Origin of the sequence: Pseudoalteromonas sp. S408, from assembly GCF_005886645.1 — a bacterium.
GTDB lineage: Bacteria > Pseudomonadota > Gammaproteobacteria > Enterobacterales > Alteromonadaceae > Pseudoalteromonas.
In genome coordinates this window covers 201957-216517 of the sequence record NZ_PNDY01000007.1, presented here as the reverse complement: position 1 = coordinate 216517, position 14561 = coordinate 201957, and the positions used below count along the sequence as shown (strand labels likewise).

The window sequence follows — 14561 nt, the reverse complement described above, 5'->3', positions numbered from 1 at the left end:
TCAATTACTAGGCTTAAACACAAAAGTAAAACGCAATAAAAAGGAATAACGTAAATGAACGCTAAATTTATTATTTTTGCTTTAAGCCTATCAAGCTTTTTTACCCACGCCTCAAATGAAAAAACGTATCAACCAACTCAAGCTGACTATAGTGAAGGTGAAAAGTGGGTATGGAAATATAAAGGGGTAACACCTAGCAATGAAATACGTGCACAAGGCACCGACACTAAACAAATAGTCAGCAAAAGTGGCACTCTAGGTATGTTAACGGGTAAAGGAATTACCACTTTAAAGGTATTAACAAAGCCTAATAACAGCACAACGGCGCGTTATTATTGGCCGTTATATGTGGGTAAAACATGGGTGTTTGAAGAGCACTGGGAAAGCGAAGATGGCACTAAGGGCTCAACAATTCAAAATGCTAAAGTTATCTCATATAAAGATGAAAAAGTAGAAGCTGGCACATATAAAGCTTATACCATTGAGTACACAGGTAAAATTACTAACTCAAGAGGCTACTCAGCCGACACACAAGATATTCACTTATATGCACCTAAATTAAAAACATTCATTAAGTTAACTCAGCGTCAAAAAGGGTATTTATACGTTGAAGAGCTAATTGAATATACCAATTAATAATTTATTTTTTTCAAATAGCTGCAATATCCAAAAACATAAGTGACATTAAAATGGTCGTACAACTAGAAAATGCAGTTCCTTCTGTAGCCGAGAAAATTTATAACGTTTTTCAGAGTGCTTATAAAGTAGAGGCCCTTTTAATAAAGGCTTCACATTTTCCACCTCTTAGCAGAATGCAGCACGATATTGTACGCAGCAACGCATTATTTTATGGTTTTTATTGTGAAAGTACCCTAGCTGGAGTTATAGAAATTAAAGTAAAAAATAAGTGCTTAAGTATCGAAAGTTTAACTGTGCATCCAAGCTACTTTAAAAAAGGGATAGCGGGTAAGTTAATTGCTCATGCGCTTAAATCGCATACGTATAACAAAGCGGTAGTAGAAACTGCTGTCGCAAATACGCCAGCAATTAATTTGTATAAAAAACATGGCTTTTCTGAATATAAACAATGGTTGCCGGCACATGGTATTTTAAAAACGGCGATGCTACTTGAACTTAACTAACAAAGTACATGATTGAGTTATCTACTTTAATTAACAAACCGGATAGGCAGAAAACATGACAAAAAATAAGCTAATTAAATTTGGTTTTATTATGGCTGCAGGCATGAATATAAGCGGGGTTTTACTTTTCTCTCGATTTTTTACAAATCCCGTAATAAATGAACTAGACCCTGTTGTTATGTCTAACTTTGGCTTGTTAATGATCGTTATATGGGGCTTAGCGTATTTAGCTAGCGCTTTTATTACCTCAAATATAAAGTGGCTTGCCGGCGCGTTTGTTATTGAAAAACTGGTTTATGTTGTGACTTGGTTATTATGGTTAGCAAACAACAACCTAAGTAATGTATATGATAAAGATTTATTCGCAGGTATTTTTTACAGTATTTACGGTATAAACGACTTTGTGTTTATGGTGTTTTTTGCTTGGGTATTTCTACTTAATAATAAAAACGGCTAACCGTTAAAACTGGCCCTCATTCAATAAATCACTCATTTGTTTCTGTGTTAAACATTGTCCATTTGACCAGCTTGAATTTAATTGCGTAATTAAGCTACCAATGCGCTGCGATTTTTTTTGCAGCTGAGTTATCAGCGCATTCGCTTCGTTTTGCTTTTGTTGCAAGCGCTCAATAACAACCGTGTGATCTAGGTTATTTTCTGGTGTTTTTAACGTCGGTATTTCCTCTAACGAAAACCCTAAACTTTGTGCAAACTTAATCATTTTTATTTGCTCAATGCTTGAATATTCGTATTGCCTGTAGCCATTACTATTGCGGCTGCTTTTCGGTAACAAACCTTTACTTTCGTAATAACGAATTGTACTAGGGGCAACGCCAACGAGTTTTGCAAGTTCACTTATTTTCATCGTGGTCCTATTTAACCTGAACTCTGGATAATAAACCTATATCTAGCAGCTATTTTCAACGCTAACTGCGCCAGCTATTGACGCGTAAAATCGCCTTGTTTTCATTGAAAATCTCTGGCTAGAAAAAATCAATTTAAATACCACCTTTATGCAATATATTAGTAAGTCTCTTAACCATAGTTCAGGTTAATTAATTTATAAATACTGCCTTGACCTTAAAGCTAACTTTAAAGTTATAGTGGCGATAATGTCAATTTAATTGGTTTGTAACATGCCAGAAAATCAACAAGGTGTCGTCTTTTCACCTATTACTTTACCTAGCGGTTTAGTTTTAAAAAATAGGCTAGTAAAAGCGGCCATGGAAGAAAACCTAGCTGAAGTCGATCTTACACCATCGCAAGTACTTAAAAATTGTTACAGCGCATGGGCACAAGGCGGGGTTGGTTTAGTGATCACCGGTAACGTTATGGTTGATCACTTAGCTATGACAGGCCCAGGTGGCCTGGCGCTTGAGCAGCACACTGATATTACATCGTTTGCTGAACTTGCGCGATTATCAAAGCAAAAGGAATGTAAAGTTATTATGCAAATTAACCACCCAGGCCGCCAAGTATTTAAAAAAATGGGTGGGAAAGTGCTGTCAGCCTCTAACGTGCCACTAAACATGGGAAAACACTCTCATCTATTTGGCCAACCAAAAGCAATGACACACAACGAAATTAATGATGTTGTTGAGCGCTTTACAAATACGGCATTGCAAGCACAAAAGGCAGGGTTCGATGGTGTGCAGATACATGCGGCTCATGGTTACTTATTAGCCCAGTTTTTATCGCCTTTAACCAACAAGCGTGATGATAAATACGGTGGCAGTCTTGAAAATCGTGCGCGTTTATTAACCGAAATAACGCAAAAAATTAAGGCTAGTTGCGCAAATAACTTTTCGGTATCGGTTAAACTAAATTCTGCTGATTTTCAGCGCGGTGGATTTGAACCTAGCGACGCCCAAGCTGTGGTAACCCTGTTAAGTAACTTAAATATAGATTTTGTTGAGCTTTCGGGCGGTAGTTACGAAGCACCTGCCATGCAAGGTAAAACGGCCGATGAACGCACACTCGCTCGTGAGGCGTATTTTTTAGAATTTGCCAAAGCAATTAGTGAAAAATCCAGTATTCCTATTATGACTACGGGTGGTATAAGCCGCTTAGGTGTAGCAAGTACGGTTGTTAGCTCAGGAGTGGCGCTTGTAGGGATGGCAACTGCGTGTGCATATTACCCTTCTCTGGCCAAAATTTGGCAAACAAAGCCAAATTTTATTGCATCACTACCTGTTGTTACTCTAAAAGACAAAACCCTAGCAGGCCTAGCCACTATGGCATTAGTAAAAAAGCAAATTCGCCGCATGGGCCAAGGAAAACCTGCAAAAATTAATGCATCAGCGGTATTTACTTTAATTGGCGACCAAATTAGAGCCATAAAATTAACAAAGCGCTATAAAAAACGTTTTATTGAAAAATAGTCCTCATAACCGCCGTTGTTGTCTCTATTAATTAAGTTTATTAATTGTTAAAAGTACGCTAAAGTTTAATTAGCATATTTATATGATAAAAACCAATGAAAGGAAAACAGAATGCGGTTTAAAGGTTATCTAAAAAAGCTTCTATGCTTTTGGGGACTTCATTTATTAATAATTAGCTTGCCAGGCCTTGCAACAGAACAGCAAGCAGCGCAGGCATGGCAAGATCCAAGTATATTTAGAGTCAATAAACTCCCACCCCGCTCGTTCTATTACCCTACAGCAACCGAGCAAAACGCATTTACAATGGAGCCTTGGCAGCTAGATAACTATAAATTACTAAATGGGCAGTGGAAGTTTAACTGGGTTGACTCTCCTAGTAGAAAACCAGATGGATTTGAAAAAGTAACCTTCAATGACGCAAGCTGGGATGAAATAGCCGTCCCTGCCAATTGGGAGCTAAATGGTTACGGTTCTCCTTTTTATCACTCTCACTACTGTTTAATACCTAATACTGAGCAAATTGAGCTGCCGCGTTACTATAATCCTGTTGGCTCATACCGAAAAATAATTAACATTGACGAAAGCTGGAATAACAAACAAATCCTTATTCATTTTGGGGCGGTAAAGTCGGCGTTTTATATTTATGTAAATGGTCAGCAAGTTGGTTATTCAGAAGACTCTAAAACTGCCGCTGAATTTGATATTACGCCATACGTTTCTGAAGGCGAAAATACCCTAGCACTACAAGTTTACCGTTATTCAACAGGGTCTTACTTTGAATGCCAAGATATGTGGCGTATGAGTGGCATTGAGCGCGATGTATATTTATATGCTGCGCCAAAAGTGCGTATAAGTGATTTTGAAGCCAATACCACTTTGATAGATAATTACACAAACGGCGAGCTAACGCTAACCACAACAGTACAAAACCACACTAAGCAAACCCACGCTAACTTTGACTTGCTCGTTTCACTGCTAGACGCAAACGATCGGATAATTAGTACTAAAACGTTGTCAGTTCCTAAAATAAAAGAGCAACAAAGTACGCAAGTTAAAGCAGTGTTTAAAGTCAATGATGTACTGCCCTGGAGTGCTGAAGTTCCTAATCTTTATAAATTAAAAATAGGCTTACGCAATAGTAATGAACAGGTGGTTGAGTGGATCGGAAAATCAATAGGTTTTAGAAGCAGTGAGCTAAAAAATGGCAATATTTTAGTTAACGGCAAACCGGTTTTATTTAAAGGTGTAAATAGGCACGAGCACGACCCTGTAACAGGGCACGTGGTTTCTAAAGAGTCTATGGAAAAAGACGTAGCATTAATGAAAGCCTTTAATATTAATGCAGTACGTATGGCTCATTACCCGCAAGATCCATACATATATCATCTTGCAGACAAATATGGCTTATACGTTATGGATGAAGCTAACATTGAGTCACATGGAATGGGAGCTGCAAACCAAGGTAAGTACGACCCCTCGGCACACTTGGTAAATAAGCTTAGCTGGCAAAATGCATACATAGATCGCATTTCAAACATGTATCACCGTTCTAAAAATAACCCATCGGTTGTTATGCGCTCACTGGGTAATGAATCGGGCGATGGTATTAATTTAGAGGCGTCGTACGACTGGCTAAAGCGTCAAGCCCCAGGATTTCCAGTCGTATCTGAACAAGCACAGTTAAGACGCCACACCGACGTATACGGCCAAATGTATGCGCCAATTCATTCGGCTGTTCGCTATGCGAAAACGAAGCATGACGTATCAAGGCCCATGATCTTAATTGAATACGAACACGCAATGGGTAATTCGCTAGGTAACCTTGAAGAATATTGGCAGGCCTTTGAAAAATACTCACAGTTACAAGGTGGTTTTATTTGGGATTGGGTCGATCAAACTTTTACCATGAAAAACAGTAAAGGTGAGCTTTTTTGGGCATATGGTGGCGACTTAGAGCCACCATTTGCGGTAAGCGCAAAAAGCTTTGCTGCAAATGGGTTAGTTTACGCCGACAGAACGCCTTACCCTTATTTGTGGGAAGTTAAACAGGTACAGCAAAACATCGACTTTGAGTTAACGAGCAAAGCTCCTTACGAAATAAACGTAATTAACAAACATTTTTTTGCCGACCTGTCTGACTTTACTTTGTCATGGCAGCTAATGGCCAACGGTGTTGAAGTCGAGCAAGGTGCTAACCTTGGTATTAATGCCAAACCACAAACATCTCAGCGTGTTAGTTTGCCAATTAAAACAAAACTAGGAGCAGGCATTGAATATTTTTTAAATGTACAAGCCGTTCTCAAAAACGCTAAAAATACATTGCCAACGGGTCATGTAGTTGCATCAGAACAACTAGCATTAACAGGCTTTGCACTGACTATTAATACAAAATCAGCCTCGTTAAAAGTAAAGGATTCTGAAAATTCTTTAGCTTTTTCTACTAAAAACGCTCGGTTTACGTTTAATAAGAAAACAGGCTTATTGAATGAAATTAATGTCTTTAGAAAGCCATTACTAGCCAATAGTGTAGACCAACCTGTGCAGCCTAACTTTTGGCGTGCGCCTACCGATAATGATTTACCACAAAAGGGATATGGTGACTCGTTTGCTGTGTGGCAACACGCGGGATCAAATACAACACTGACTAGTTTTAGTAGTAAAAAAGTATCCTCAACACAATACAAAGTCGAAACAGAGCACACATTAAATAACGTTGAAAGTCGGTACTTCACAACTTACACAATAAATGGCAATGGCGTAGTTGATGTAGATGTTTACTTTTATGCTGCACCTCATAATTCGTACTCAGCCTTACCCAGATTAGGTATGCAGTTTGTTGTGAACGAGAACTTTAAAAACGTACAGTGGTATGGCCGAGGGCCTCACGAAAACTACGACGATCGTAAGTCATCGGCTTTTGTTGGCTTATATCAGTCTGACGTTGACTCTTTACGTGTACCGTATGTTCGCCCGCAAGAAAACGGTCATAAAACGGATGTACGGTACGTTACGTTTTATAATGATAAAGGAATTGGTGTTAAGTTCTCTGGCGATCCCTTAATTGGCTTTAATGCATCTTTCTACGATATGCACGACTACGATAAGAGTACTGAACAAGTTAATCGGCGCAATATGCACCCATCAGATTTAACCAAAGCCCCGTACATTTTTGTAAATATAGATTACAAGCAGCGTGGTGTTGGTGGAACGGATTCGTGGGGTAGTAAACCCTTGTACGAATATGAGCTCCCATGGTTAGACTACAAATACAGCTATAAAATTGAAGCTGTTAAGTTAAACGCTAAAAAATAGCTATACATAAAGCTTTAAATGACTACCCTAAGCCCGCTTTTTCCCCTTAAATAGTGGGCTTTTTTTATGTAAAACATGTAAGTTAAAACCATTAAAAATAGAAAAGGTCGTTAAATGAACATAGGTATTTATATATATGATGATGCTGAAGTGCTCGACTTTTCAGGCCCATTTGAAGTATTTAATACGGCTAAACGTTTAGCTAAAAACGAGTGGAACATATTTTTAGTCGCGCAACATATTCAGCCGGTCAATGCGCGAGGTGGTTTTAGTGTAAACCCCCATTACAGTTTTGCTGACCATCCTGCCATTGATTTACTTTTAGTGGTTGGCGGTGTTCATAATAATGAGCTTACCAAAGCACCTGTGATTGATTGGATAAAACGTACAGCCCAGTCAGCTCCGGTAGTGGCATCGGTTTGTACCGGTGCATTTTTATTAGCAAAGGCAGAGCTATTAAATGGTAAAAATGTAACAACTCACTGGGAAGACATAAACGACCTAGCTGCGATGTTTCCTTTACTCAACGTAATAAGTAATAAGCGCTGGGTTAAGCATGATAAGTTTACAACCTCGGCGGGTATTTCGGCAGGTATCGATATGAGTTTACATTTAGTCGCTGAGCATATAAGCCCTGAACTTGCAGAGCTAACAGCAAAACAAATGCAGTACACCTGGCACAAAAGTATTTAATCACCCTCTAACAACCTATTGTAAAAAAAGAAGTTTACTGATTAGCAAAAACAATACGGCTTAAATGTACCTATTATGCGATAAGCATACTGATATAAAGCAAAAAAGTTTGCTAAATTAAGGTTGGTTAATACAAGTATGTATTGCTAAATCAACTTATTGCAAAACTCATAAAATAATAGCAGTAAGTAAATATCACTTTAGGGATTCACATGACATTACTTAAAACCTCGGCACTTGCTTTTTCTATATTAGCGGGGCTGTCTTTATCTGGCTGTTCTATGACTCAAAATACTCCATCTACCTTGGCCTCTGCTGAAATAGTCACGTCACTTTCACTCGCGCAAATTTATAAAGATAAAGAATTTAAAACCCAGCGTAGCACTTACTTTAAGTGGCTAGATGATGGCACCGGCTACACCGTACTTGAAGAGCGCGAAAGCGAAAAAGAAAAAGCAGACGACAGCAACACCGATGACGAAAAAGAGCACGGCGTAAAAGGTAACGACATTGTATTTTACAATGCTGACGGCACAGGCCGTAAAGTACTGGTTGAGTTTGAAAAGCTACTGCCAGAGGCCTCAGACGAGCCATTTGCAATAGAAAGCTACCAGTGGTCAAAAGACGGTAAATGGCTGATGGTATTTACCAACAGCGAGCAAGTTTGGCGTTCGCGCAGCCGCGGGGATTTTTGGTTACTTAACCTTGAGACTAACCAATTACAGCAATTAGGTGGTAAAGACGTTGAGCCAACTAAGTTAATGTTTGCTAAGTTCTCGCCAGATAGCTCAAAAGTAGCCTACGTACGCGATAACAATATTTATATGCAAGCGGTTGGTAGTAACGATGTAACCGCGCTCACAACCGATGGTAACGCCACTATTGTTAACGGTAATTTTGATTGGGTATACGAAGAAGAATTCACTATTGCCGATGGTTTTCGTTGGAGCCCCAACAACAAATCAATCGCCTATTGGCAGCTTGATACCAGTGACGTTAAATTTTTCACTATGATCAACAACACCGACGAACTGTACCCTACCCTTAAAAAGTTCCCTTATCCTAAGGCCGGTGAAACCAACTCTGCCGTGCGTGTTGGTGTGGTAAGCCTTAGTGATAAACAAACCCGCTGGGCTGAGCTTGAAGGCGATAACCGCGACCGTTATATTCCTCGTATTAGTTGGGCGGGCACCGGTAATGAATTAATGATTCAAGACTTAAACCGCCCACAAAGCCATAACAAAGTGTGGTTGTTTGATTGGCAAAAGCAGCAACTGACCAAAATTTTAGAAGACAAAGACGATGCGTTTATCGAATGGTTTTATAAAGCCAACTGGTCAAAAGACGGTGAGTTTTTTATTTGGCATAGCGAACGCAACGGTTGGCGTCATCTTTATCGTGTATCGCGCGATGGCAAAACTATTATCGACCTAACCCCAGGCGATTACGACATTATTGATATGCTTACCATCAATGAAGATAAAAACGTAATGTATTTTATTGCCTCGCCAAACGATCCTGGTCAGCGTTATTTATACAGCACACCGCTTGATGGCAGCAGCAAACCGGTACGGATCACACCTGCTGAGTTTGAAGGTTCAAACAGCTACTACATGTCAAAAGATGCCTCGTGGGCTATGCACACTTACTCAAAGTTTGGTATGCCACCGACTAAAGAGATCATTAAAGTGAGCGATCATAGTAATGTAAAAACTTTAGTTGAAAACAACGAGCTTAAACAAAAACTGGCTGAACAAAGCTTACCAAAGCATGAGTTTTTTAAAGTAAATGCGCAAGATGGCACTGAGCTTGACGGCTACATTATGTTCCCTGAGAACATGGATAAAAGTAAAAAATACCCAATTGTGTTTTACGTATACGGCGAACCATGGGGCTCAACCGTGCAAGACCGCTGGGAAGGCAACAGTTACTTGTATAAATCACTGTTAACGCAAAAAGGCTTTATTGTCGCATCGGTTGATAACCGTGGTACACGTGCACCAAAAGGCCGCGATTGGCGCAAATCTATTTATAAAAAAATTGGCTCCATTACCGTGCAAGACCAAGTAGACGCCCTAGATGCCATGGCTAAACGCTGGGATGTAATAGACACCGAGCGTGTTGGCGTATGGGGACACTCAGGGGGCGGTAGTTCAACCCTTAACTTATTATTCCGCCATGGTGATAAATTTAAAGTAGGGATTGCCTCAGCACCGGTGCCAGACATTCGTTTGTACGACACCATTTACCAAGAGCGTTATGCAGGCAACCCAAATACCGATCCTGAGAGTTACGATAACACCTCGCCGATTACCTTTGCCAAAAACCTAACCGGTAAGCTATTGCTTATTCACGGCACAGGTGATGATAACGTGCATTACCAAGGCTCAGAACGCTTAATTGACGAGCTTGTAAAGCATAACAAGCAGTTTGAGTTTTTCTCATACCCTAACCGCTCACACAGCCTACGTGAAGGCAAAGGCACCACCTTGCATTACCATACTATGATGGCTGACTTTTTTGAAAAGCACTTACTAAATCAATAGCTTGATTAGTTAGTTTAGAGACTAAAAAGCCACGCACTAACAATAGTGGGTGGCTTTTTTAATCAAAGTGTAACGGGGGTTTACAGTCTGTAGGTTGGATAGAGTGCAACGAAACCCGACAATAATAAAAAATGACTTATACACTCAATGTCATCTAAAATAGCCAAGGCTCACCATGTTATTAGCCAGTTTTCAATTTCGATAACATCATCACGATCAAACACCATTAAACTTGAATGAGAGCGAGCATTAAAAGTTATTTTTTTTACTAACTCATTTTGTATAGATGAAAAGTAAGCTGGGGGGGATAGAGAGTCAACATCTGAGTTAATTAACAATACAGGCTTTTTAGTCTCAGTTAATTTAGGCAATAAATTTGTTTCTTGAATGGTTACTCCTGCCTCAAACATTGCTTGGTTAACAATATTATCAATCTCGTTATGAAAAAAATGACTAAGCAAAGGCGATTTATAAGGTAAGTACTCCTTAGCTGCAACCTCAAAACTCATCATTGGGGCAAGTAAAATAGCAGCGTCAACATATTCTGATGATAATAAGTTACTTGCAGTAAGTGCTCCCATAGAATGGCCGACTACAACAGTCTGGTTATTTGTTTGATTTAAAAGTGGTTCAGCAAGCAGTTCATTTAAAATGCCGTGCTCTTTTGTTGCAAATACAAATGCTTCAGTTGATTCACCATGGCCAAAAAGATCTGGAATAATAACGTTCATACCAAGCGCTCTAAAATAGATAGCTGAAGCCATCATTGCTTCCTTACTGCCCCCATAGCCATGAAGTAATAAAGCAGTGCCTTCAAAACGATTAAATGTATCTGGTGTCATTCTGTGTGAAATTGTATTTTCTACATTATTACCAGTTGCATGAAGGTTGTAATAAACAGAACTCTCTTGCGAAAATTCGGCTGCCTGATAAGGTTCAGCAGTCAGATATGTAATGCATTGAGTGGTACTAAAAGAGCAAAATTTTTGTTTTTTAAAGCCAATGTCGCTAGGTTTTGCTTTTATAAACTGTGCTTCAGAAAGATAGATACCGGGGTTTGACATGACGTAACTGCCAATTGAAGTGCAGCCAGACAAAGAAAATATATAAAGTGTAACTGCTAATAGTTTGGTGAAATTTTCCATTTTCGCTTCATTAGTTAAACTTGAACATCAACACTTTAATTAAGCAGATAACGTCCTATGAGGTGGAGGAGGTTTTAGCCGTTAGTTAGGCATTTTTTTATTATTTCAAAGTACCTTAACAGTATCTTCTATCCACCTCAATTTTCTCAAGTAAATAAATCTGTTTGGCATTAGGTAGACACTTGCTTATTAATCAAAACCCAAATTTAGTGCTTAGTTACGACTTTGAGTTACTTTTTTTAGCTGAGTTTTATGGATTTAGAGGCTGAAATTTCACTCTCTTTTTAATCAAAATGGTGCGGGGGTTTACAACTGAGGTCAAAGGTCAAAGGAACAAGGTCAAAGATTTTTAGTTCCGGTAACTTGGGTAGAGTGTAACGAAACCCAACAAGGGAAAGGCGGCTTTGCTCAATAGCAATGCGCTAAAGGCTCAATAGGCAATAATTAAATCGTTTTTACTAAACAAAGTTTGGTATTAAAGGGCATTAAAAAAGTAGCATCCTTGCTACTACAAGTGCGATATTAAGAGCTTGGTTGCGAAGGTTGATACTTATTAACGAGAATGTGCTGCAAACTTTTAAGTGCCCGCTTTATCGCTTGCAGCATACTTCTTCCCTTTGTATTTACATTAATACTGGGTAGCCCAGGCAAAAGAATATTAATTTTACATTGCTGCAAAGTGCCGTGGCGCTCACTCGAAAGATCATTTATTTGAATCTCAACTTTACGAATATTTAAAGCATGTTTTGCCAATTGGCTTTTTATCAACTTCAAAAGCGACATCTTTTCACTTGCGTTAATTATCTTGTTTTTAACTGTAAGTTTTAGCTTCATGCAATGACACCTTTTAATAGTAACTATGTTGCAGGCATGACTGTAATCTACTAACTTAGTGTCAAAGGAAAAAGCTGATTATTTCTTACTTTAAAACAGGTATTTTCGAATGATTACCAACATCAACTACAATCACTTATATTATTTTTGGCAGGTAAGTAAGCACGGCAGTATTGCGGCGGCGAGTAAAATACTTAATTTAACGCCGCAAACAGTCAGCTCGCAAATTACTAACTTAGAGCAACGATTAGGAAAACCACTGTTTGTTCGCCAAGGGCGAGGCCTACAGTTAACGGAATTTGGCCATGTAACCCAGCAATATACCAATGATATGTTTGCTATTGCCCATGAATGGCTAGAAACCACGCAAGGTGATACCACGCATTATTCACGAACGTTAAAGGTGGGTATTTCAGATGTATTGCCTAAATCACTGGTGTCGAAGTGGCTTGCGCCTTTAATTAATAACGAGCGTATTACAAACTTACACTGTATTGACGGCCAACAAGATGAGTTGCTGGCACAAATGGCGATTCATAAGCTCGACTTAGTGTTAGCCGATAAACCACTAGATACCACCTTGCCGTTTAAGGCGTTTTGCCATGAAATAGGTAAAAGCCAAATCGCGCTTTTTGGTAACGAAACATGGCATTCGCAATTACATAAGCAGTTTCCGCAGTCTTTAAATAACAAGCCTTTAGTACTCCCCGCAAAAGAAAGCCCCGTCGCACGCGCTATTTATTATTGGCTACAAGAACAAGATATTGAAATGACAATAGCTGGCCATGTTGACGACAGCGCATTAATGAAATCGCTTGGCGAACAAGGGTTTGGCATATTCCCCGCGCCAATTTTAGTAAGAGCCGAAGTAGAGCGCCATTACGACGTTAATTACATTGGTACAATTAATAATGTTTATCAGCATTATTATGCCTTTACGCCTGACAGGCTCATTAAAGACAGTATTTATGATGAATTTATAAAGCACGCTCAAACAACGTAAGCTTATCGCTATTCGTCATGTACATATTAGTTGGCTTAATTAAGTGCTCTATTTTTAAATACAAAGTGGTATTTATAACAAAGTAAAAACTTCGTCATTTAGCTTTATATTAAACTTTCAACGCGAGTCATCCGATACTTAAATCCATAAATAAATTAGATTTTATACCTAAGCCGACTTACCAGTACCAACCATAAGCACGTTCTAAAAGTATTGAATAATATTCAGGTTTTATATGAATAAACTGCATGGCTTGTTATTTTAAATAGATATCTAGATGGCTTAAATGCGTTTTACCTCTTATCACTTATCAATCAGTGCTGTTAATTTAGTTAATTCACTTAAGCGTGAATCTGGCTCATGTTTTACCTGAAATAAACCCGTTTTTCTTCATGCCGCATACCGCGTATAAATTTAATAACTCTGCACAGCACCATTACAGTTATCCCGTTAGTTTGGTTTTAACAGCGAGTAATGTGTCATTGATAAAAGCAGCAACAACTCAAATTGAAAGGATACGGCTATGAGCACTGATCTTACATTTACTATTAAAAGCACTAACTTGGATGAAAACTACCATCCATCAAATAACACACGTATTACGACCAATTTCGCTAATTTAGCAAGGGGTGAAAGCCGCCAACAAAACCTGCGTAATACCCTAAAAATGATCAACAATCGTTTTAATGCCCTGGCCAGTTGGGATAACCCACAAGGGGATCGTTACGAGGTTGAGCTAAAGATCATTTCGGTTGATTTAGACATTGCAGGCAGTGGTGAGGCATTTCCGTCAATTGAGGTATTAAAAACTAATATTATTGACCGCCAAACCAACGAGCGAATTGAAGGCATGGTGGGTAATAACTTTTCATCGTATGTGCGCGATTACGACTTTAGCGTGTTATTGCTTGAGCATAACAAAAGCAAACCGCAATTTAGCATTCCCGATAACTTTGGTGACTTACACGGCAAGTTGTTTAAATGCTTTGTAAACTCACATACCTATAAACAGCATTTTAAAAAGCCGCCAGTTATTTGTTTAAGCGTGTCTGATAACAAAACCTATCAGCAAATCGAAAACTTACACCCTATTTTAGGCGTAGAGTACCAGCCTAATGAGTCGTCGTTAACTGAGCAATATTTTAAAAAAATGGGCTTACAAGTGCGCTACTTTATGCCACCAAACAGCGTTGCACCGTTAGCGTTTTACTTTTTTGGTGACCTACTCAACGACTACAGCAACCTTGAACTAATTAGCACCATTAGCACCATGGAAACGTTTCAAAAAATTTATCGTCCAGAAATTTATAACGCCAATGCCGCCGCAGGTAGCCGTTATAAACCGAACTTAAAAAATGACGACCATTCATTAACGCAAATTGTGTATGACCGCGCAGAGCGAGGTCAATTAGCGGTTGAGCAAGGCAAATTTACCGAGCAGCATTTTATTAAGCCTTATCAGTCAATGCTGCAGCAGTTCTCAGCAAGTATCGCTTAATCACACA

12 protein-coding genes are annotated in these 14561 nt (G+C 38.9%); 9 read left to right on the top strand and 3 right to left on the bottom strand.

Annotation, left to right across the window (positions count from 1 at the left end; translation table 11 throughout):
* The first annotated feature begins 54 nt into the window (after positions 1-54).
* Genes CWB62_RS07450 through CWB62_RS07440 form a run of 3 tightly spaced genes read left to right on the top strand, consistent with a single transcriptional unit; the run spans position 55 to position 1599 of the window.
* A complete protein-coding gene (locus CWB62_RS07450) occupies positions 55-636 on the top strand; it encodes a hypothetical protein (protein WP_138528265.1) in 582 nt (193 codons plus the stop codon).
* 53 nt (positions 637-689) lie between these two features.
* Positions 690-1142, top strand: a complete 453-nt coding sequence (locus tag CWB62_RS07445) for a GNAT family N-acetyltransferase (protein WP_138528267.1) — start codon at positions 690-692, stop codon at positions 1140-1142.
* 55 nt (positions 1143-1197) lie between these two features.
* The gene (locus CWB62_RS07440; RefSeq protein WP_138528269.1) at positions 1198-1599 is read left to right on the top strand and encodes a hypothetical protein; all 402 of its coding nucleotides are present in this window, start codon (positions 1198-1200) and stop codon (positions 1597-1599) included.
* A gap of 3 nt (positions 1600-1602) precedes the next feature.
* Here the strand turns inward: CWB62_RS07440 and CWB62_RS07435 are convergent, their stop codons facing one another.
* Positions 1603-2007, bottom strand: a complete 405-nt coding sequence (locus CWB62_RS07435; protein WP_138528272.1) for a MerR family transcriptional regulator — start codon at positions 2005-2007, stop codon at positions 1603-1605.
* A 271-nt stretch (positions 2008-2278) separates the two neighbouring features.
* On the opposite strand from CWB62_RS07435, the gene CWB62_RS07430 reads away from it, so the two are divergent.
* The 4 genes from CWB62_RS07430 (at position 2279) to CWB62_RS07415 (ending at position 10074) form a co-directional block, all read left to right on the top strand.
* Entirely contained in the window at positions 2279-3523 is a 1245-nt protein-coding gene (locus CWB62_RS07430) for an NADH:flavin oxidoreductase/NADH oxidase family protein (protein WP_138528274.1), read from the top strand.
* 111 nt (positions 3524-3634) lie between these two features.
* Positions 3635-6835 carry a glycoside hydrolase family 2 TIM barrel-domain containing protein gene (locus CWB62_RS07425; protein WP_138528276.1) on the top strand — a complete coding sequence of 1067 codons (3201 nt, stop codon included), beginning with the start codon at positions 3635-3637 and terminating at the stop codon, positions 6833-6835.
* A 114-nt stretch (positions 6836-6949) separates the two neighbouring features.
* Entirely contained in the window at positions 6950-7528 is a 579-nt protein-coding gene (locus tag CWB62_RS07420) for a DJ-1/PfpI family protein (RefSeq protein WP_138528278.1), read from the top strand.
* A 212-nt stretch (positions 7529-7740) separates the two neighbouring features.
* The gene (locus tag CWB62_RS07415) at positions 7741-10074 is read left to right on the top strand and encodes a S9 family peptidase (protein WP_138528280.1); all 2334 of its coding nucleotides are present in this window, start codon (positions 7741-7743) and stop codon (positions 10072-10074) included.
* 170 nt (positions 10075-10244) lie between these two features.
* Here the strand turns inward: CWB62_RS07415 and CWB62_RS07410 are convergent, their stop codons facing one another.
* Together CWB62_RS07410 and CWB62_RS07405 are read right to left on the bottom strand one after the other, a co-directional pair.
* Positions 10245-11219 carry an alpha/beta hydrolase gene (locus CWB62_RS07410; RefSeq protein ID WP_138528282.1) on the bottom strand — a complete coding sequence of 325 codons (975 nt, stop codon included), beginning with the start codon at positions 11217-11219 and terminating at the stop codon, positions 10245-10247.
* Between the two features lie 522 nt (positions 11220-11741).
* Positions 11742-12053: a hypothetical protein gene (locus tag CWB62_RS07405; protein ID WP_008110823.1), complete on the bottom strand. Its 312-nt coding sequence runs from the start codon at positions 12051-12053 to the stop codon at positions 11742-11744.
* 109 nt (positions 12054-12162) lie between these two features.
* On the opposite strand from CWB62_RS07405, the gene nhaR reads away from it, so the two are divergent.
* Complete coding sequence (gene nhaR, locus CWB62_RS07400) at positions 12163-13056, top strand: transcriptional activator NhaR (protein WP_138528284.1); 894 nt, start codon at positions 12163-12165, stop codon at positions 13054-13056.
* 523 nt (positions 13057-13579) lie between these two features.
* Positions 13580-14554, top strand: a complete 975-nt coding sequence (locus tag CWB62_RS07395; protein ID WP_138528287.1) for a DUF1852 domain-containing protein — start codon at positions 13580-13582, stop codon at positions 14552-14554.
* The last annotated feature ends 7 nt before the right edge of the window (positions 14555-14561 follow it).